This is a genomic window from Variovorax paradoxus B4 (assembly GCF_000463015.1).
GTDB lineage: Bacteria > Pseudomonadota > Gammaproteobacteria > Burkholderiales > Burkholderiaceae_C > Variovorax > Variovorax paradoxus_E.
Genome location: NC_022247.1, coordinates 1,384,257 through 1,403,984, shown reverse-complemented (window position 1 = coordinate 1,403,984; position 19,728 = coordinate 1,384,257). Strand labels below are relative to the sequence as shown.

Annotated in this window: 19 protein-coding genes, 1 tRNA gene and 1 pseudogene; 5 read left to right on the top strand and 16 right to left on the bottom strand. The window is 67.9% G+C overall.

What is annotated here, in order from left to right:
* Positions 1-187: 187 nt before the first annotated feature.
* The 8 genes from VAPA_RS06325 to VAPA_RS06290 form a co-directional block, all read right to left on the bottom strand.
* The gene (locus tag VAPA_RS06325) at positions 188-1,657 is read right to left on the bottom strand and encodes an N-acyl-D-amino-acid deacylase family protein (protein WP_021005937.1); all 1,470 of its coding nucleotides are present in this window, start codon (positions 1,655-1,657) and stop codon (positions 188-190) included.
* The gene (locus VAPA_RS06320) at positions 1,654-2,565 is read right to left on the bottom strand and encodes a MurR/RpiR family transcriptional regulator (protein ID WP_021005936.1); all 912 of its coding nucleotides are present in this window, start codon (positions 2,563-2,565) and stop codon (positions 1,654-1,656) included. The genes VAPA_RS06325 and VAPA_RS06320 overlap by 4 nt, the downstream gene beginning before the upstream one ends.
* 10 nt (positions 2,566-2,575) lie before the next feature.
* Positions 2,576-3,886 carry an amino acid deaminase gene (locus tag VAPA_RS06315; RefSeq protein ID WP_196232548.1) on the bottom strand — a complete coding sequence of 437 codons (1,311 nt, stop codon included), beginning with the start codon at positions 3,884-3,886 and terminating at the stop codon, positions 2,576-2,578.
* A 2-nt stretch (positions 3,887-3,888) separates the two neighbouring features.
* On the bottom strand, positions 3,889-4,866 hold the full coding sequence (locus VAPA_RS06310; protein WP_041946355.1) for an ABC transporter ATP-binding protein: 978 nt from the start codon (positions 4,864-4,866) through the stop codon (positions 3,889-3,891).
* Positions 4,867-5,009: 143 nt separating this feature from the next.
* Positions 5,010-6,047, bottom strand: coding sequence for an ABC transporter ATP-binding protein (locus VAPA_RS06305; RefSeq protein ID WP_021005933.1), 1,038 nt, complete (start codon positions 6,045-6,047; stop codon positions 5,010-5,012).
* A complete protein-coding gene (locus VAPA_RS06300) occupies positions 6,047-6,886 on the bottom strand; it encodes an ABC transporter permease (protein WP_021005932.1) in 840 nt (279 codons plus the stop codon). The genes VAPA_RS06305 and VAPA_RS06300 overlap by 1 nt, the downstream gene beginning before the upstream one ends.
* 5 nt (positions 6,887-6,891) lie before the next feature.
* On the bottom strand, positions 6,892-7,833 hold the full coding sequence (locus VAPA_RS06295; protein WP_021005931.1) for an ABC transporter permease: 942 nt from the start codon (positions 7,831-7,833) through the stop codon (positions 6,892-6,894).
* A gap of 29 nt (positions 7,834-7,862) precedes the next feature.
* A complete protein-coding gene (locus VAPA_RS06290; RefSeq protein WP_021005930.1) occupies positions 7,863-9,437 on the bottom strand; it encodes an ABC transporter substrate-binding protein in 1,575 nt (524 codons plus the stop codon).
* A 188-nt stretch (positions 9,438-9,625) separates the two neighbouring features.
* Here VAPA_RS06290 and VAPA_RS06285 point away from each other — a divergent pair, with 188 nt between their 5' ends.
* Positions 9,626-10,015, top strand: a complete 390-nt coding sequence (locus tag VAPA_RS06285) for a RidA family protein (protein ID WP_021005929.1) — start codon at positions 9,626-9,628, stop codon at positions 10,013-10,015.
* Here VAPA_RS06285 and VAPA_RS06280 read toward each other — a convergent pair whose 3' ends face one another.
* From VAPA_RS06280 to VAPA_RS06270, 3 genes are all read right to left on the bottom strand, one after another.
* The gene (locus tag VAPA_RS06280) at positions 10,016-10,612 is read right to left on the bottom strand and encodes an ATP-dependent Clp protease proteolytic subunit (RefSeq protein WP_021005928.1); all 597 of its coding nucleotides are present in this window, start codon (positions 10,610-10,612) and stop codon (positions 10,016-10,018) included.
* Positions 10,613-10,706: 94 nt separating this feature from the next.
* Positions 10,707-11,414: a lipoprotein-releasing ABC transporter ATP-binding protein LolD gene (lolD, locus tag VAPA_RS06275; protein WP_041946026.1), complete on the bottom strand. Its 708-nt coding sequence runs from the start codon at positions 11,412-11,414 to the stop codon at positions 10,707-10,709.
* Positions 11,407-12,663 (bottom strand): lipoprotein-releasing ABC transporter permease subunit, encoded by a 1,257-nt coding sequence (locus VAPA_RS06270; RefSeq protein WP_021005926.1) that lies wholly within the window; start codon positions 12,661-12,663, stop codon positions 11,407-11,409. The genes lolD and VAPA_RS06270 overlap by 8 nt, the downstream gene beginning before the upstream one ends.
* Positions 12,664-12,799: 136 nt before the next feature.
* On the opposite strand from VAPA_RS06270, the gene VAPA_RS06265 reads away from it, so the two are divergent.
* The 3 genes from VAPA_RS06265 (at position 12,800) to VAPA_RS06255 (ending at position 16,624) form a co-directional block, all read left to right on the top strand.
* A complete protein-coding gene (locus tag VAPA_RS06265; protein ID WP_021005925.1) occupies positions 12,800-13,768 on the top strand; it encodes a hypothetical protein in 969 nt (322 codons plus the stop codon).
* The gene (gene recJ / locus VAPA_RS06260; protein ID WP_021005924.1) at positions 13,765-15,486 is read left to right on the top strand and encodes a single-stranded-DNA-specific exonuclease RecJ; all 1,722 of its coding nucleotides are present in this window, start codon (positions 13,765-13,767) and stop codon (positions 15,484-15,486) included. The genes VAPA_RS06265 and recJ overlap by 4 nt, the downstream gene beginning before the upstream one ends.
* Before the next feature lie 124 nt (positions 15,487-15,610).
* Positions 15,611-16,624 carry an SDR family oxidoreductase gene (locus VAPA_RS06255; RefSeq protein ID WP_021005923.1) on the top strand — a complete coding sequence of 338 codons (1,014 nt, stop codon included), beginning with the start codon at positions 15,611-15,613 and terminating at the stop codon, positions 16,622-16,624.
* 97 nt (positions 16,625-16,721) lie between these two features.
* Here the strand turns inward: VAPA_RS06255 and VAPA_RS35080 are convergent.
* Positions 16,722-16,844: pseudogene (locus VAPA_RS35080) on the bottom strand (DUF1275 domain-containing protein); the annotation flags it as partial.
* 120 nt (positions 16,845-16,964) lie between these two features.
* Between VAPA_RS35080 and VAPA_RS06245 the strand changes: the two are divergent.
* Positions 16,965-17,369: a YXWGXW repeat-containing protein gene (locus VAPA_RS06245; protein WP_021005921.1), complete on the top strand. Its 405-nt coding sequence runs from the start codon at positions 16,965-16,967 to the stop codon at positions 17,367-17,369.
* Between the two features lie 86 nt (positions 17,370-17,455).
* Here VAPA_RS06245 and VAPA_RS06240 read toward each other — a convergent pair.
* From VAPA_RS06240 to VAPA_RS06225, 4 genes are all read right to left on the bottom strand, one after another.
* Positions 17,456-17,531: transfer RNA gene (locus VAPA_RS06240), tRNA-Thr, on the bottom strand.
* A 71-nt stretch (positions 17,532-17,602) separates the two neighbouring features.
* Positions 17,603-18,193, bottom strand: a complete 591-nt coding sequence (locus tag VAPA_RS06235) for a ClpXP protease specificity-enhancing factor (RefSeq protein WP_021005920.1) — start codon at positions 18,191-18,193, stop codon at positions 17,603-17,605.
* Positions 18,194-18,223: 30 nt separating this feature from the next.
* The gene (locus VAPA_RS06230; protein ID WP_012746352.1) at positions 18,224-18,835 is read right to left on the bottom strand and encodes a glutathione S-transferase N-terminal domain-containing protein; all 612 of its coding nucleotides are present in this window, start codon (positions 18,833-18,835) and stop codon (positions 18,224-18,226) included.
* A gap of 95 nt (positions 18,836-18,930) precedes the next feature.
* Positions 18,931-19,704 (bottom strand): cytochrome c1, encoded by a 774-nt coding sequence (locus tag VAPA_RS06225; protein ID WP_021005919.1) that lies wholly within the window; start codon positions 19,702-19,704, stop codon positions 18,931-18,933.
* Between the last annotated feature and the right edge of the window lie 24 nt (positions 19,705-19,728).

The window sequence follows — 19,728 nt, the reverse complement described above, 5'->3', positions numbered from 1 at the left end:
CGTGAGCGTTATGCGCAGCGGTCGTTCATCGCAGGATCAACAGCCGCGCCCCTGTGCACGGGGCATCGGGTACTCCCCGCAGCGAAATCTAGGAGGAGCCGAAGGCGGGGGACATTCGCGGAGGGGAGTACCCGGTGGCCTGCGCACGCGCCCTGAACACAAGCGACCCGAACGCATGGTGTTCAGCCTAACCACCGCGAGTCAGCATCCGCCCCGCGCGCGCGAGCACCTTCGCTTCAGCGCCGCCGCGATACGCCAGCACACCGTTCACGAACACCCGCTCCACCCCCAGGCTCACGCCGTGCGGCTTGTCGTAGGTGGCAGTGTCGGCGATGGTCTCGGGGTCGAACACCACCACGTCGGCCATGGCGCCCGTGCGCAGCAGGCCGCGGTCGGCAATGCGCAGGTTGCGTGCGGTCATGCCGCTCATCTTGTGCACGGCCTGCTCGAGCGTGAACAGGCGGCGCTCGCGCCAGTAGCGCGCGAACACGCGCGGGAACGCGCCCCACAGGCGCGGATGCGGATGGCGGTCGTGCGGCAGGCCGTCGCTGCCGATCATGGTGAGCGGGTGCGCGATGACGCGCTCCACGTCTTCTTCCTGCATCTGGAAGTAGCAGGCACCGCCGGGTTTCAGCCGCAGGCAGGCCTCCTGCTCGGTGGTGCCCCACTCGCGCGCGATGTCGGAGATCAGGCGGCCGGTCATCTCGGGGTGCGGGTCGGACCAGGTCAGCAGCACGTCGATGACGCCGTCGACCAGGTCTTCGCGCAGCACGGTGGAACCGGCCACGTAAGGGTACACGTCCATCGAGATCTTCTGCCGCTGCGCGAGCGCTTCGATCAACGGCAGCGTCTCTTTCGTGCGGCCCCAGTTGGCGGGGCCTGCGCACTTGTGGTGCGAGATGACCAGCGGCACGCCGGCGCTGAAAGCGGTGTCGCCCGCTTCGTGCAGCGCCTCGATGATCTGCTGCATCTCGCTGCGCAGATGCGTCGCGTAGACGCCGCCATGCCTTGCCACGACGCGCGCGAGCGCGGTCACTTCTTCGGCCGGTGCAGCAAACGCTTCTTCGTAGAACAGCCCCGAAGACAGCCCATGTGCGCCTTCGGCCATGCAGCCCTCGAGCAGCGCCTCCATGCGCGCCAACTCGTCGCCGCTCGCGGCCCGGTCGAGCGCTTCCATGGCCGCGAAGCGCAAGGTGGTGTGGCCCACCAGTGCCGCCACGTTGAGCGCGGGCTGCGCCGCATCGACGGCCGCGCGGTACTCGGCCATGGTCGCGTGCTTGAACGATTCGCTGCCCAGCAGCGTGAGCGGCGGCTTGGACTGCGGCGTGCGGTACGGCGCGAGCGAAATCCCGCAGTTTCCCGTCACCACGGTGGTGATGCCCTGCGACACCTTCGGCAGGCACAGCGGGTCGCGCAGCACGATGGCATCGTCGTGCGTGTGCGCATCGATGAAGCCGGGTGCAATCACCTTCGTGCGGCAGTCGACGATCTCGATGCCGGCGAGCGCAAGGCCTTCGGGAAGCCGCTCGCGCAGGCCTTCTCCGAGCGCGAGGATGCGGTCGCCCTGCAGCAGCACGTCCCCGGGCCACGAAGGACCGCCCGAGCCGTCGACCACCAGTCCGGCCTCGAGCAATATGGCTCTCGATCGATCGCTCACGATGCGCGGCCTCCGGTGTTGATGCCGCCGCCGTCCCAGCTTTGCAGCGGATGCGTGGTGGCGTCGATGCCGTGGCGCTGGAAGGCCTCGCGTGCGCGCTGCAGGCGCTGCACTGCGGGCTCGCCGCGGCGTTGCGCCACCAGCACCGTGAGGATCTCGATGGCGGTGAGGTGTGTCAGGTAGGCATCGATGCCCACGTGCATCACGGCATCGTCGGGTACCGAGAGGCCCAGCAGGAAGTCGGCCTTGGCCGCCAGGGCCGTGCCGGGCCGCGTGAGCGCGACCACCTTGGCGCCCTGTCCGCGCGCGATGTCCACCGCATCGAGCAGCGAAGGCATGCCGCCCACGTGCGAGATGGCAATGACCACGCCGCCCGGACGCTGCGCCGCACCCGCCACCTGTTGCAGGTGGTAGTCGGCCCAGGCATTGGCCGAGAGGCCGAGCCTGAAGAGGCGTGCCTGCAGATCGTTGGCCATGAACCACGACGTGGCGCCCGCGCCGTACAGGTCGACGTGCGGCGCGGCCGCGATGGCGGCCACCGCCCCTTCCAGCACCTGCATGTCGAGCTGCCCGCGCACGCCCGACACCGAGGCTGCTGCGCTGCGCGCGATCTTGCTGACGACTTCGTCGGCTGCATCCTCGATGTTCACGCGCCGGTGCAGCGGCGAGCCGCCGAGCGCCAGCTCCTGCGCGAGCGCGAGCTTGAATTCGCGCAAGCCCGCAAAGCCGAGGTCGCGGCAGGTGCGCATGATGGTGGGCACAGAGCTGCGCGAGCGCTCGGCCAGCTGCTCGAAACTCTCTTCGAGCGCGCGGTCGGGGTCTTCGAGGATCAGGTCGAGAATCGCGCGCCGCGTGGCGGGCGCGCTGCTGCGGATCTGCGCGATCTTCTGAAGCAGGGAGGGGGTCATCGCAGCGGGTTCAGAAATGCATGGCGACGGCGTCGCTCACGCGGTAGTTCTCTTCGACCACCGGCATCCAGTGCCATTTGTCGAAGGTGGTGCAGGGGTGCGAGATGCCGAGGCCGACGCGGTCGCCGACCACGGGAGCCTGCACTTCTTCGGCGGCGTCCCAGCGCAGGTAGGCGTGCTGGTCGTTGAGCGCGGTGATCTTCCAGCCGGCGGGCACGGCTTGCGCTTCGAGCATGCCGCGTGCGGCGCGCGCGATCGGCACCGGCATCGAAAGGTCGAAGGAGATGTCGCGCTTGCCCACGGCAAGAATGGCCAGGCCCGGCTCGGGCCGCGACTGCACCGTGGCCCACACTTCCATCGCAGGGCGCAGGCTCTCGCCGCAACCGCAGCCCAGGCGCTCGTCCACCGCACTCACCATGCGCTTGTAGAAGCCGTGGTCGTGCGTCACGTAGCAGCCCGAGCGCAGCAAGCCGCGCACCGGCGAACCCAGCGCGGGCTTCAGGCGCCCGGCCACGAGATCGAAGATGGCCGAGCCGCCGGCCGAAACCAGCACCTCGTCGGTTTCGAACAGCTGCTGCGTGTCGCAATGGCGCGCGATGGCTTCCACGCGGTCCATCAGCGTGTTGGCGTAGGCCGTGTCGGGCTCGCTGGAACCCGTGGCGCCCTGCCCTTCGTAGGTTTCGATGCCGACGAGCTTGACCGCATCGCTGGCACGCAGCCGCGTGGCAAGCGCCACGGCTTCCTCATGCGTGCGGCAGCCGGTACGCGCGCCCTCGACGCCGATCTCCAGCATCACCTCGAAGGGCACGCTCTCGGGATGGCGCTTCGACCAGTCCTCGATCAATGCGAGCTGCGCCAGCGAATCGACCAGGAACACCACGCGCAGATCCGCGTGCGCCTGCAGCAGCAGCTGGATGCCGGCCAGGTCTTCGTCGCTCACCACCTGGTTGGCGATCAGCGTGCGGCGCGCGCCGGCCGCCACGCCCACGCCAAGCTGTGTGACGGTGGCGAAGGTCAGCCCCCAGGCGCCGGCATCGAGCTGGCGCTGGAAGAGCTGCGGCGACATGGTGGTCTTGCCGTGCGGCGCCAGGTCGATGCCCCACTCGCGCACGCGCGACTGCATCCAGGCCAGGTTGTGCTCGAGCGCCTCGCGCTTGAGCACGGCCAGCGGCAGCGGCAGGTCGCCTGCCAGCACGTTCCATCCCGCGGCGCCGACTTCGCTGCGGCGGCGCGGCGGCTGGGTGCGGGGGTAGCCCTTGAAGCTGGTGCCCAGCAGCGGGTCGTTGAAGTCCTTGTCAGCGGTGGCGGTGGTGTCGGTCATGGTCATGCGGCAATGTTGGAGAGCAACTCTTTTCGGATGCAGGCGCTGTAGTGTCCAGTAGATATTTCGTCGAGCGGCGGCACAGTCTGCGCGCAGGCCTCGATGGCGTGCGGACAGCGGGTGCGGAACACGCAGCCCGAAGGCGGCGAGATCGGGCTCGGGATGTCGCCCTTGAGCGCGATGCGCTCGGTGGCGAGCGTGGGATCGGGCTTCGGGCTCGCGGCCAGCAGCGCCTGCGTGTAGGGATGCGAAGGCCGTGCGAACAGCTCGTCGGTGGTGGCCACCTCCATCACCTTGCCGAGGTACAGCACCACCACGCGGTCGCACAGGTACTCGACCACGTCGAGGTCGTGCGAGATGAAGAGCATGGTGAGGCCGAGCCGCTCGCGCAGGTCGGCCAGCAAGTTGATGACCTGCGACTGGATCGACACGTCGAGCGCCGACAGCGGCTCGTCGGCCACGATGAACTCGGGCTCGACCGCGAGCGCGCGCGCCACGCCGATGCGCTGGCGCTGCCCGCCCGAGAACTCGTGCGGAAAGCGGCTCGCATGCTCGGCGCGCAGGCCCACGGTTTCGAGCAGCTCGGCAATGCGCTTGTCGCGCGCCGCCGCGCCCTTGTGCAGGCCGTGCGTGGAGAGCGCCTCGCCGAGGATGGCGCTGATGCGCATCTTCGGATTCAGGCTCGCATACGGGTCCTGAAAAATGATCTGCAGCTTGCTGCGCAGCCGGCGCATGCGTTCGCCCGACAGCGCGCCGATGTCGTCGCCGCGGTAGAGCACCTGGCCCTCGGTGCGTTCGACCAGGCGCAGCACGGTGCGGCCGATGGTGCTCTTGCCCGAGCCCGATTCGCCGACCAGGCCCAGCGTTTCGCCGGGCTGGATGGCAAACGAGACGTCGTCGACCGCGCGCACCGGGCGATCGGCGGCGCCGAAATATTTCTTGAGTCCGCGGACTTCGATGAGTGGGGCGACGGTGGTCATCGTGGGCATCGGGTATGGGCTCCTTCTCCCGCTGGCGGGAGAAGGCGGGGGATGAGGGTGCTCGTGAGGGATGCGGGGGGGCACCCTCACCCCAGCCCTCTCCCGCGAGCGGGAGAGCGGGCAAGGCGGGAACAGCACGGTGCTCATGCGACCCTCGCGATCTGGGCGTCCGGCTGCACGCGAATGCAGCGCGCCTGGCGGTCCTGGCGGATGTCGATCAGCGGCGGAATCGCGGCGCTGCAGCCCGCCAGCGCATGGTCGCAGCGCGGCTCGAAGGCGCAGCCCGGCGGCGGTGAGAGCGGGCTCGACACCTGGCCGCGGATCGCGAACAGCCGCTTGGGCTTGGGCTGCCCCGGCAGGCGCGCCTTGCCCGGCAGGCAGGCCAGCAGGCCCTGCGTGTACGGATGCTCGGGCCGCGCGAACAGCGGCCGCACGGGCGCGCTCTCGACCACGCGCCCCGCGTAGAGCACCACCACGTCGTCCGCGTGGTGCGCGACCACGCCGAGGTTGTGGGTGATGAAGAGAATGCTCATGCCGGTCTCGGCCTGCAGCCGGCGCATGAGTTCGAGGATCTGCGCCTGGATGGTGACGTCGAGCGCGGTGGTGGGCTCGTCGGCAATCAGCAGCGTCGGGTCGCAGGCCATCGCCAGCGCGATCATCACGCGCTGGCGCATGCCGCCCGAGAGCTGGTGCGGGAATTCGTGGATGCGCTGCGCCGCTGCCGGAATCTCGACCAGCTCCAGCATGCGCAGCGCATGGGCCATGGCTGCCTTGCGGTCCAGGCCCTTGTGCAGCCGCACGCTCTCGGCAATCTGCTCGCCGATGGTGAAGACCGGGTTCAGGCTGGTCATCGGCTCCTGGAAGATCATCGACAGCTGGTTGCCGCGCAGGCTGCGCATCTCGCGTTCGCCGATCTGCAGCAGGTCGAGCGTCTTGCCCTCGCGGGTCACGAAAGAGGCTTGGCCGCTGACTTGCGCGTTCGCGGTCTTGGGCAACAGGCGCATCAGCGTGAGGCTGGTGACCGACTTGCCCGAGCCCGATTCGCCGACCAGCGCGGTCGTCCTGCCGGGCTGGATCGAGAAGCTCACATCGGCCACCGAACGGATCAGGCCGTCTTCGGTGGGAAAGCTGGTGCTCAGGTTGCTGACCGTGAGACGCGGGGTGGTCGTGGCGTTCGTCATCACAGGGTCTTCTTCAATTTGGGGTCGAGCAGGTCGCGCACGCCGTCGCCCAGCAACTGCAGCGAGAGCGCGGTGAAGATGATCGCGAGCCCCGGGAACAGCACCACCCAGAAGGCCTGGTGCGCGTACTGCTGGCTGCCCGCGACCATGGTGCCCCAGGTCGGGATCTCGGGCGGCACGCCCACGCCGAGGAACGACAACCCCGCCTCGGCCAGGATCGCGTAGGCGAAGATGAAGGACACCTGCACGAGGATCGGCGACATCAGGTTCGGCAGGATGTGCCGCCACAGGATGCGCGAGGTGCGCACGCCCAGCGCGCGCACCGCTTCGACGAACAGCAGCTCGCGCACCACCAGCGTCGAGGCCCGCACCACACGCGCCACGCGCGGCGTATAGACCAGCACCAGTGCGAGCACGGTGTTCATCAGCGACGGCCCGAGGATGGCCACCAGCGCAATGGCCAGCAGGATGTCGGGGAAGGACATCATCGCGTCGACCACGCGCATCAGCGGCGTGTCGAGACGGCGGAAGAAGCCAGCCATCAAGCCCAGCACCGTGCCCGCGACCACCGCGCCCAGCGCGGTGAGCGCCGCAATGGCCAGCGAGTAGCGCGCGCCGTGCACGATGCGCGAGTACATGTCGCGGCCAAGCTCGTCGGTGCCCAGCAGGTGTTCGGCGCTCGGCCCCTTCAGGCGCTGCAGCACGGCGGTGTCGTTGGGGTCGATGGAGGCGAACAGCGGCGCGCCGATGGCAAGCACCGCAATGACCAGCAGCACCAGCGCGGAAGCCATCACGATGCGGCGATGCATCAGCTGGCGGAGCATTCGGGGCATTTGCATTGTGTTCAAACCTTCACGCGCGGATCGACTACGGCGTAGAGCAGGTCGATGGAGAAATTGATCAGCACGTAGATCGCGGCAATCACGAGCAGCGCGCCCTGGATCACCGGATAGTCGCGCCGCAGTACCGCGCTCACCACCAGGTTGCCGACGCCCGGCAGGCCGAACACGGTTTCGGTGATGACGGCGCCGCCGATCATCAGCGCGACCGTGAGGCCGATCACCGTGACGATGGGCACCAGCGCATTGCGCAGCGCATGCTTGAGCACGACCGTGCTTTCGCTCAGGCCCTTGGAGCGCGCGGTGCGCACATAGTCTTCGCCGAGCACGTCGAGCATCGAGGCGCGCGTGAAGCGGATGATGAGCGCCGAGTTCAGCAAGCCCAGCACCGTGGCCGGCAGCACCAGCGCATGCAGGCGTTCGGCGAATGGCGCATCGGGCGCGCCGTAGCCAGAGACAGGAAACCAGCCGAAGGACACGGCAAAGATCTGGATCAGCACGATGCCGAGCCAGAAGCTCGGAATGCTCGCGCCGAGCATCGCGACGCCGGTGAAGAGCTGGTCGACCACGCGCCCGCGGAACACCGCCGAGACGATGCCGCACGGCACGCCGATCAGCGCCGCGATGGCCACCGCCATCAGCGCGAGCAGCGTGGTGGGCTCGGCACGCTCCCACAGCGCCTGCGTGACCGGCCGCTGCAGGAAGATCGAGGTGCCGAGGTTGCCCTGCAGCACTTCGCGCAGCCAGTAGCCGAACTGCACGGGCAGCGGCTTGTCGAGGCCGTACTCTTTCTGCACGCGGGCGATGTCGGCCGCGGTGGCCTGGTCGCCCAGCAGCACCGAGACCGGGTCGCCCGAGGCCGCGCGCGTGAGCACGAACACGAGCACCGCCACGATGGCGAGCACGACGAGCATGCCGGCGGCGCGGGAAGCAAGATAGCGAAACATGCGTGGTTGGCTCCGTGGCGCCCCGGGGTTTACTTGATCCTTGCGTTCCAGAAGAACGGCCAGGTGGCGGGCTGGTAGTTGTCCAGCGCCGGGCTCTTGGCCGAGAGGCCGTTGAACTTGCCGACGTTGATGTACGGCACTTCTTCATAAACCACCTGCTGCACCTTGCCCCACAGTGCGCCGCGCTTGGCCGGATCGCTCTCGACATTGAAGGCCTGCAGCGCCGACTTCTTGGCGGGCGAATCCCACCAGCCGGGGGCGCCGTCGCCCAGCTGCGGCGGCGAGAGCATCGGCTCGGGGAACTGGCCCGAGTGGGTCACGTAGATGTCCCACAGCTTCGGGTCGTTGCGGCGCTGCACCAGCGTGGCCCAGTCGACCACGTTCAGGTCGACCTTGAAGCCGGCGCGCTTGAGCTGCTCGGCCATCAGGAGCGACATGTTGTAGTGAAAGTCGTACTGGCGGCTGGTGAGCACGCGGATCGGCTCGCCCTTGTAGCCGGCCTTGGCCGCGGCTTCCTTGGCCTTGGATGCGTTGCGCTCGTTGTAGAGCGTGGTGCCCGCGGTCGAATAGAACGGCGAGCCCCTGGGAAAGTGGTTGCCTTCGGCCACGAAAAAGCGCATGTCGCCAAAGCCCGCGGCGAGCATTTCGCCTTCGCCGAGCGCGGACTGGATGGCCTGGCGCACGGCCTGGTTGGAAGCCACGCCTTCCTTGGTGTTGAGCACGAGATACGGGAATCCGAATGAAGGCGTCATGATCGGCACGGTCTTGCCGCCCGACTTCTCCAGCCGCGGCAGGGCCTCGACCGGCAGCAGGTCGGCAAAGTCGTACTGGCCGGCCAATGCGCCTTCGACGCGCGTGCTGGCATTGGGCACCGGCACGAAGCGCAGCTCCTCGATGGCCGCCTCGCGCTTGCCGCCGTAGCCGCTCGCGGGCTCCTTGCGCGCCGCGTATTTGTCGAAGCGCGTGAGCAGCACGAACTGGTCGGGGCGGCGCTCCTTGAACTTGTAGGGGCCGGTGCCGACGAACTCCTTCAGCGGCGAGGCGATGGAGTCCTTCGCCATGATCGCGGCCATGCCGCTGGGCAGCGCGAGTTGCGAGAGCAGCGGCGCATACGGCGCCTTCAGCACGACCTCCACGCCCAGCGCGCCCTTGGCCTTGAGGCTTTCGATTTCCTTGCCCACGGCCTTGCCGCGCGGCGACTGGTCCATCCAGCGCTGCAGGCTGGCCACCACGTCGTCGGCGTTGAGTTCGCGCCCGTTGTGCAGCATCACGCCCTTGCGCAGGGTGATGGCGTAGCTCTTGCCGTCGGCCGAGATCTTCGGCATGGTCTCGGCCAGCATCGGCACGACGTTCCACTTGGCGTCGAAGGTGTAGAGCGTCTCGTACACGTGCTGCATGATGGTTCCGACCAGGTCGGCCGTGGAAGCCATCGGGTCGAGCGTCTGCGGTTCGGCCACCATCGCCAGCGTGGCGAAGTTGCGCGGCCCCTGGGCGTGCGCGGGCTGGGAAGGCAGCGCGGCACACAGCACCGCGAGCAGGGAGGCGCCCAGCAGGCTGCGCTTCGACAGCTTGGGCAGGCGCTGGACAAGACCGGCGTGGGACATGGGGAACTCCTTCATGGGGCGAGCAGGTTTTGAAAGAAATTTTCTCTTCTGCTCGCACTTTGAAGCACTATCCATGCCAAATCATCCGTGTTAACCCTTGTTTGAGGGTTTTTCTGAAACAAATTTTCAGATTGGATCGATACTTGCAGTTCCCCTTTTTTCTTCTTTCTCACTTCAGGAGTTCTCCCATGCCGCTCGAATACCTCGGCGCCCCGCCCGTCGCCTCGGACCGCCAGGCCCGTCCCTTCTCCCCGGCCGTGCGCGCCGGCGATTTCATCTATGTGTCGGGCCAGGTGCCTGCGAATGCCGAGGGCGAGATCGTGGCGGGCGGCATCGAGGCGCAGACGCGCCAGGTGATGGAGAACCTGAAAAAGGTGCTGGCGCTGGCCGGCGCCACGCTCGACGACGTCTGCAAGAGCACCGTCTGGCTGCAGGACGCGCGCGACTTTGGTGCCTTCAACCGCATCTACATGAGCTACTTCGGTGAAAACAAGCCGGCGCGCTCGACCACCGAGGCGCGGCTGATGGTCGACGCCAAGGTCGAGATCGACGTGGTGGCCTACAAGCCCAAGGCCTGATCAGGCATGCAGCTCGGTCTTGCGCTGGATGATGCGCGAGACCAGCCCGTACTCGACCGCCTCGGCGGCCGAGAGCCAGCGGTCGCGTTCGATGTCGGCCAGCACCACGTCGATGGGCTTGCCGGTCTCCCGCGCGATCTCATGCGCGATGCGCTGCCGGGCCTTGATGATTTCCTGTGCCTGGATCGCGATGTCGGTCGCCTGGCCGCCCGCGCCACCGCTGGGCTGGTGGATCAGGAAGCGCGTGTTCGGCAGGCACACGCGCCGCTCGCGCGGCACCGCCAGGTAGAGGTGCGTGGCGGCGCTGCCCACCCATCCGGTGCCGATCATGTTCACCGGCGCGGAGATGAAGCGCACGATGTCGTGAATGGCATCGCCCGACTCCAGGTGGCCGCCGGGCGAGCTCACCAGGATGTCGATGGGTTTGTCTGGGCTGTCGGCATCGAGCGCGATGAGCCTGCGCGTCACGTCGGCGGCCACCGAGTCGGTGATGCTGCCGAAGATCAGCAGCGTGCGCGACTTGAAGGCTTTCTCTTCCAGGTAGGAATTGCGCGGCTCGGCGGTGGCTGCGGGCTGGGTGTCGTCGTCGGTTTCCATGATGCAGAAGCGCTCCTGTGATTGCACGGCATCTTGCCGGACAGGCAGACAGTTTCGCGACATTGCATGCGCCGTGGCAAGCGGCATCGGCAATTCAGCCCGCCAATCGCCCCGCCACCAGTTGCAGCACGCGGTCGCAGCGCTTCGCGAGCTCCTGGTCATGCGTGACCATCACGAATGCCGTGCGGTGCTTGTGGGCGAGCTCGATCATCAGCGCGAACACCGTGTCGGCCGTGTTGCGGTCGAGGTTGCCCGTGGGCTCGTCGGCCAGCACGCAGGCCGGCTGCGTGACCAGCGCACGCGCAATGGCCACGCGCTGGCGTTCGCCGCCCGAGAGCTCGGCCGGCCGGTGATGCAGGCGCTCGCCCAGGCCCACGCTTTCGAGGATCTTCGTGGCCGCGGCCGCCGCCTGTGCGGAGTCCATGCGCCGGATCTTGAGCGGCATCGCCACGTTGTCGAGCGCGCTGAATTCGGGCAGCAGGTGATGGAACTGGTAGACGAAGCCCAGGTGCCGGTTGCGCAGCCGCCCTTGCTCGGCCGCATCGGCATGCGCGATGTCCTTGCCGAGCAGCTCGACCTTGCCGGCCGTGGGCGCATCGAGCCCGCCCATCAGGTGCAGCAGCGTGCTCTTGCCCGAGCCCGAGGCGCCGACGATGGCCAGCGTTTCTCCGGCGCGCACGTCCAGGTCGACGCCGTGCAGCACCGTGAGGTCGATGCGCCCTTCGTGAAAGCGCTTGGTGAGGCCGCGCGCCTTCAGCACCACGCCATTGCCTGGCGCGGCGGTATCTTGTCGTTCACTCATAGCGCAGGGCCTCGGCGGGGTTGACGCGGCTCGCGCGCCAGCTGGGATACAGCGTTGCAAGAAAGGCCAGGACCAGGGAAATGATCGCAATCGGCATGATGTCGCTGCGCTGCGGGTCGCTCGGCATCTTGCTGATCAGGTAGATGTCCTTGGGCAGGAAGCTCGCATGGAAGAGCTGCTCGAGCGCCGGCACGATCACGTCGATGTTGTAGGCAATGCCCAGCCCCAGCAGCAGCCCGGCCACCGTGCCGATCACGCCGACCATCGCCCCCTGCACCACGAAGATGCCCATGATGCTGCGCGGCGAACTGCCCAGCGTGCGCAAGATGGCGATGTCGGCGCGCTTGTCGGTCACCGTCATGACCAGCGTGGACACCAGGTTGAAGGCGGCCACCGCCACGATGAGCGTGAGGATGATGAACATCATGCGTTTCTCGACCTGCACGGCCGCGAACCAGGTCTTGTTCTGGCGCGTCCAGTCGCGGATGAGGAACTGGCCCGGCAGCGTGACGGCCATCTGGTCGGCCACTTCGCGCGCCTCGTTCAGGTCCTTGAGCTTGATGCGGATGCCGGTCGGGCCTTCGAGCCGGAACACGCGCTGGGCGTCTTCCGCATGGATCATGGCCAGCGCCGAGTCATATTCGTAGTGGCCCGAATCGAAGGTGCCCACCACGGTGAACTGCTTGAGCCGCGGCACCACGCCAGCCGGCGTGACCTGGCCGCCCGGCGCCACCAGCGTGACCTGGTCGCCCGGCTGCACGAACAGCGAGCGCGCCAGTTCGCCGCCGAGCACGATGCCGAATTCGCCCGGCACCAGCTTGTCGAGCGTGCCCTTCTGTGCCGTGGTGGCAATGTCGGTCACCTCGGGCTCGAGCTTGGGCACGATGCCGCGCACCAGCGTGCCCTTCATGTCCTCGCCGCGCGCAATGAGCGCCTGCGTGGCGATGAAGGGCGCCGCGCCGATCACCTCGGGGTTCTTGCGGGCTGCGGCCGTGATGGCGTCGATGTCGGGCAGGGCCTGGCCGTCGCGCGACAGGATCTCGATGTGCGACACCACGCCGAGCATGCGGTCGCGCACCTCCTTCTGGAAGCCGTTCATCACGCTGAGCACAATGATCAGCGCCGCCACCCCCAACGCGATGCCGAGCATCGACACGCCGGAGATGAAGGAGATGAAGCCGTTGCGCCGCGTCGCCCGGCCTGCGCGCGTGTAGCGCCAGCCGAGCTTCAGTTCATAAGGAAGTCGCATATTTTCAGTTTGAGCTCAGCCAGGTGCGCCCGCGGAACCGGCTTTGCCGGGCCGCTGGGTGCGCCCCCCAGTGGGGGGGGAGGCGCCGAAGGCGCTTCGGGGGGCGTTTCATCCTAGCATCCCGGACAATAGGGAGATGGCCGAACCTCTCCCACGTCACTTGTTGATCCCCTTTGCCGGCCGCGGTTCCCCGGCTTGCCGCGCGGCACTGCCCACGCTTCGGCTGCCGAATCTCGAGGCCCTGCTCTCCCGGCTCTCGCTCGCAGAGGCCGACACGCAAGACGAAAGCACGCGTTCGCCGCCCCATGAACGGGCGCTGGCCAGGGCGCTGGGCATTTCCGCGCCCGATGGCTCCATTCCCTGGGCTGCGCTGGAAGCCAGGCAGAGCGGCATCGCAGAACCCGGCGACCGCGAAGGCTGGGGCGTGGTTTCGCTGTGCAACTGGCAGGTGGGCATCGACGACGTGGTGCTGGGCGACCCGGCCGCGATCGAGATCGATGCCGCCGAATCGGCCGCGCTGCTGGCCGCCGCCCATCCCTTCTTCGAGGAAGACGGCATTGCGCTGCACCCTTCTCCCACGCCCGGCCGCTGGCTCGCGCGCGCGCACATCTTCGAAGGCCTGGCCACGGCCTCCATCGACCGCGCGGTGGGCCACCCGATTTCGCAGTGGTCGCCGCTGGCCCATGCTGCACGGCCGCTGCGCCGCCTCCAGAACGAAATGCAGATGCTGCTCTACACCCAGCGCGTGAACGACGACCGCGCCGCACGCGGCGTGCCGCCGATCAATTCTTTCTGGCTCAGCGGCACCGGCGCCCTGGAGGCCGGCCTCCCCTTGGCCGACACCGTCCCACCGGCCGTGAGCGACGCGCTGCGCGTGGCCGCGCTGCGCGACGACGGCCTGGGGTGGGCCGAAGCATGGCAGGCGCTGGACGCGAGCAGCATCGCCACCCTGCTGGCCGACTACACCGCCGGTGTCGACGTCACGCTCACGCTGTGCGGCGACCGTACGGCACAGCGCTACGCGGTGCGGCAGCGCGGGCTGGTGGGCTGGGCCAGGAGCCTGTTCGACCGGCCGCGCGCCGCCAACGTGCTCGAGGCGCTATGAAGATCTACGCAAGGGAAATTCCGCCCCGCTCGGTCTGGGCGCTCGAGCAGGCCGGCGTGCATCCGCTGCTGGCCCGCCTCTTCGCCGCACGCGGCGTGCTGGCCAAGGACGAGCTCGACGACGGCCTGGCGCGCCTGCTGCCGCCCGACACCCTGCACGGCACGCGCGAGGCCGCGGTGCTGCTGGCCGATGCGATGGCGCTCGACAAGCGCCTGTGCATCGTGGCCGACTACGACTGCGACGGCGCCACCGCCTGTGCCGTCGCGGTGCGGGGCCTGCGCCTGCTCGGCGCAAGGAACGTGAGCTACCTGGTGCCCGACCGCGTGGTCGACGGCTACGGCCTCACGCCGCCGATTGCCGAGCGCGTGGCCGACAGCGGCGCCGACATGCTGATCACCGTCGACAACGGCATCGCCAGCGTCGAGGGCGTGGCCGCGGCCAAGGCGCGCGGCCTGCAGGTGCTGGTCACCGACCACCACCTGCCCGGCCCCGAGCTGCCGGCCGCCGACGTGCTGGTGAACCCCAACCAGCCCGGCTGCGGCTTCGAGAGCAAGAGCATCGCCGGCGTCGGCGTGATGTTCTACGTGCTGCTGGCGCTGCGCTCCGAGCTGCGCGCGCGCGGCGTCTTCACCGCGGCCACGCAACCCAAGCTCGACGTGCTGCTCCCGCTGGTCGCGCTCGGCACCGTGGCCGACGTGGTGAAGCTCGACGCCAACAACCGCCGCCTGGTGGCGCAGGGCCTGCGGCGCATCCGCGCCGGCGCGCTGCCGGCCGGCATTGCGGCGCTGTTCAAGGCCGCGGGACGCAACGCCGCGGTGGCCACCACCTTCGACTTCGGCTTCGCGCTCGGCCCGCGCATCAACGCGGCCGGACGGCTCGCCGACATGACGCTGGGCATCGAATGCCTGCTGACCGACGACGCGGGCCGCGCCGACGAACTCGCGCGCATGCTCGACGGCATCAACCGCGAGCGGCGCGACATCGAGGGCGGCATGCGCGACCAGGCGCTGCTGCTGGCCGAATCGCTGTTCGGCGCCACGGCCGACGGCAGCGAGGCGCCTCCGGCCGCCATCAGCGTGTTCGATGCCGACTTTCACGAAGGCGTGGTCGGCATCGTCGCCTCGCGCATCAAGGACCGCTTCCACCGCCCGACCTTCGTCTTTGCCGCCAGCGGCGCGCCCGGCAAGGAACACGAGCTCAAGGGCTCGGGCCGGTCGATTCCGGGCTTTCACCTGCGCGATGCGCTCGACCTGGTGGCCAAGCGCCATCCGGGCGTGCTGCTGCGCTTCGGCGGCCATGCGATGGCCGCCGGCTGCACCGTGGCGCGCGAGAAGTTCGACGTGTTCGAACAGGCGCTGGCCGAGGTGGCGCACGAGTGGCTCGACGCCGCCACGCTGACCCGCCGCCTCGACACCGACGGGCCGCTGGCGCGCGAATACATGCGCATCGACCTGGTCGACACGCTGCACCGCGAAGTGTGGGGCCAGGGCTTTGCCCCGCCCACCTTCAGCGAGGAAGTGGAAGTGGTGTCGCAGCGCCTGGTGGGCGAGAAGCACCTGGCGCTCAAGCTGCGGCACCAGGGGCAGCCGGTCGACGGCATCTGGTTCGGCCATACCGAGCCGCTGCCCGCACGCGTGAAGCTCGCCTTCAGGCTCGATGCCGACGAATGGCAGGGTGTGCGCCGGGTGCGCTTCCTGGTCGAGGGAGCTGAAATCTAGCTCGCCCCAGGTCGGCTCGGAAATCCTCGGGTCAACTTCGGTGGGCGTGCATTCGGGACGGATTCCTACGCGGGCCGCGCGACGGCGCCCTACGGTTGTCTTTCACATGCAGGAGCCCACGCACATGAAATCGACTACCGCCTCCCCCGCAACATCCACCCGGTCCCGCGCAAGCGCGCACACGGCCGCCAAGCAGCGGACCGTCCAGCGCACGCAGGACGCGAAGGACGGTGCCAAGCCCGCCGCCAAGAAGTCCAGCCAGCCCGCGCAGGCAGGGCCGCGCTCGCAGCCGGTCAATCCCCTGCCGGCGCAGCACCTGAGCAAGCCAGGGCTCGAGGCCGAGATGGCGCTGCGCCCGCGCTTCGAAGCGCCGGACTACAAGGGCAGCGGCAAGCTCGAGGGCATGGCGGCCCTGGTGACCGGCGGCGATTCCGGCATCGGCCGCGCGGTGGCGCTGCTCTATGCCCGTGAAGGCGCCGACGTCGCCATCGCCTACCTCGACGAAGACGAGGACGCCGAGGAAACCCGGCGCCACGTGGAGGCCGAAGGCGCACGCTGCATCCTCATCAAGGGCGACGTCTGCGATCCGGCGTTCTGCCGCGACGCGGTCGACCAGACGCTCGAAGCCTTCGGCAAGCTCGACATCCTCGTAAACAACGCGGCCTTCCAGCTGCACGCGGCGTCCATCGAGGACATCACCGACGAGCGCTTCGAACTCACGCTCAGGACCAATGTCTTCGGCTATTTCCAGATGGCACGCGCCGCGGTTCCGCACCTGGGCCCAGGCGCCTCGATCATCAATACCGGCTCGGTCACGGGCCTGGAGGGCAGCGCGCACCTGCTCGACTATTCGACCACCAAGGGCGCGATCCACGCCTTCACCAAATCGCTGGCCAGCAACCTGCTGCCCAAGGGCATCCGGGTGAATGCGGTGGCGCCCGGGCCGGTGTGGACGCCCTTGAATCCCGCCGACAGCCCGCCCGGGAAGATCAAGGATTTCGGCAAGAAAACCGACCTGCAAAGGCCTGCGCAGCCGGAAGAGCTCTCGCCTGCCTACGTGTTCCTGGCCGCGCCGAGCTGCGCCAGCTACATCACCGGCATCGTGCTGCCGGTCACGGGCAGCGTGGGCGCCGTCTGAATGCAGCCAGCAGCTTCTGCAGCGGCCTGGAGCGCGGCACGTCCTCCATGAGCGGCGGGATGGAGACGGCCGGCAGCGGCACCACGCAGACGAAGCCGAGGTAGGTGTTGCCCAGCACCAGCCCGTCCGCAGCCTGCGACGCGAAGCCCGTCATGTGCGAGGTGTACATGTGCAGCACCAGGAGCCCGCCCGCATTCACGGCGCCGGCGTTGAGGGTCAAGCAGCAGGCCGAGGCCCATCGCCCGCGTTTTGCTCTGCCGGCCGCCCCAAGGGAATGTGCTGATTACACTTTCCCCCCGGTTTGCGTTGTGCAGACCTGTACACACGTTCAAGGGTTCCAATGAAAGTCTCAGCTCTCCTGGCCGCAGCCGCATTCGTGGCGTTGGCCCTGCCCGCCGCGGCGCAGGTTTCGGTCCAGATCAATGTGCCCGGCCTGATCCAGGTAGCGCCTCCCGCGCCGCGCTATGAACCCATGCCGGGGCCGAGGCCCGGTCAGGTGTGGGTAGCCGGGCACTGGCAATGGAACGAACGCGCCTACGTCTGGCGTTCGGGCTACTGGCAGGCGGCACGGCCCGACTACGCGTATGCGCCGGGCCGCTGGGTCCAGGCGGACGGCGGATGGCGGTGGATGGAAGGCAACTGGCGCCGCGCAGAACCGCATCGCCACGCCGATCGCGACGATCATCCAGGCGGCGGCGGTGGATACCACTGCCCACCGGGACAGGCCAAGAAGGGGCGCTGCTGATCTTCAGCAGCGAGGATGAAAGGAGCGGGCAGATCGCCGCTTCTTTCGTGCCCGGTCAGCGCGTGTGCTTTCCGGTATTTTCGATATGGTGCCGCTTGTCGGAATCGAACTGACGACCTTCCGCTTACAAGGCGGGTGCTCTACCAACTGAGCTAAAGCGGCACGGATCTCTCTGGGGATTTTAACGGTGCGAAACCAGCCGCCCGTCGAGGCCCATTGTGCGTTGACTGCTCTTACTTCACGCGCTTGAGCGACGGACGGCTGCCGCCCCCGGCCGGCGGGCGCGGCGGCTCATCGGTGGGGTCGGCGGGCAAACCGGTGTCGTCGCCGACATCGACCATTTCATCCGCGTCTTCGCCCGTCACCAGATGAACGATCTTGCCGGCATCGCCTTCGGTGCCGCGCGAGGCGTCGCGCAGCGGCATGCGCGCAGGCCCCTGGGGCGAAGGCGCGCCGGCCGTCGGAGACGGCGCGCCACCCTCGGCGCCACTGCCGGCAGGCACCGGCGCGGGAAACGCCATGCCCTGCCCGTTCTCGCGCGCGTAGATCGCAATCACGCGGCCCACGGGCACGACGATTTCGCGCGCACTGCCCGCGAAGCGGGCCTTGAACTCGATGAAATCGTTGCCGAGCTTGAGCGAACTGGTCGCGTCGAAGCTGATGTTCAGCACGATCTCGCCGTTCTTCACGTACTCGCGCGGCACCTGGACGGTGTCGTCGACCTGCACCGCGACATAGGGCGTGAACCCGTTGTCGGTGCACCATTCGTACAGCGCCCGGATGAGGTACGGGCGGGTGGAGGACGACTCGAGCGCGTTGATCATGAAAGACAGCGGAGAACGATTGACGCAGTTTTACTTGCGCATGACCTTTTCAGAGGGCGTGAGCGCTTCGATGTAGGCCGGGCGCGAGAAGATGCGCTCAGCGTACTTCAGAAGCGGAGCCGCGTTCTTGCTGAGGTCAATGCCGTAATAGTCGAGGCGCCAGAGCAGCGGCGCAATCGCCACGTCGAGCATCGAGAAATTGTCGCCCAGCATGTACTTGTTCTTGAGGAACACGGGTGCGAGCTGCGTCAGGCGGTCGCGGATGTGCGAGCGCGCCTTTTCGAGCGCCTTCTCGTTGCCCTTGGCGGTGCGGTTCTCGAGCGCAGCCACGTGCACGAACAGTTCCTTCTCGAAGTTGAGCAGGAACAGGCGCACGCGCGCGCGGTCGACCGGGTCGCCGGGCATCAGCTGCGGATGCGGGAAGCGCTCGTCGATGTACTCGTTGATGATGTTCGACTCGTACAGGATCAGGTCGCGCTCGACCAAGATCGGCACCTGGCCGTACGGGTTCATCACGCTGATGTCTTCGGGCTTGTTGTAGAGATCGACGTCGCGGATCTCGAAGTCCATGCCCTTTTCGAACAACACGAAGCGGCAGCGGTGGGAAAAGGGGCAGGTCGTTCCTGAATACAAGACCATCATGGCGAGAGACTCCTAAAAATCAAAAAGAGTGGGTCGCGTTGGCAACCCACTCTGTGGGACCGCACGCACCAGGCGCACGGTCGGCGTGGACGGAACTACTTGACGTCTTTCCAGTACGAGGCGTTCAGTCGCCACACGAAGACCAACGACATGACGAGGAACAGCAGCACCCACACACCGATGCGGATGCGCGTGTTCTGTGCCGGCTCGGCCATCCATTGCAGGTAGCTCACCAGGTCGCCGACCGCAGTGTCGAACTGCAGCGGCGTCATGGTGCCGGGGGTCACCTGCTCCCAGCCCTTGAACACTTCGGTCTCGTGGCCATGCTGCGAAACCTTGGTGTAGACAGGACGGCGTTCGCCCTGCAGCTCCCACAGCGGGTTGGGCATGGCAACGCTCGGGAACAGGAGGTTGTTCCAGCCGGTGGCCTTGGTGTCGTCGCGGTAGTAGGTGCGCAGGTAGGTGTACAGGTAGTCCGCACCCGTGCCGCCATGGCCGGCGCGCGAGCGGGCAACCAGGGTCAGGTCGGGCGGCGTCGTGCCGAACCATTCCTTGGCCTGGCGCGCGTCGATGTTGGCCTTCATGGTTTCGCCGACCTTGTCGGTCGCGAACAGGAGGTTGTCCTTGATCTGCTGCTCGGTGATGCCGATGTCCTGCAGCCGGTTGTAGCGCATGAACGCCGCGGAGTGGCAGTTCAGGCAGTAGTTGACGAACAGCTTGGCGCCGTTCTGCAGGGAGGCGACGTCGGTGGTCTTGTTGGGCGCCTTGTCCCAGGCCATGCCGCCGGACTCGGCCGATGCGGCGGCGGAAAAGGTCAGGCCCAAGGCCAAGCCCACAACCGCGAGCCAGCCAGAAATGCTTTTCTTCATCGTGTTTCTCTCGAGCTCTCTTGG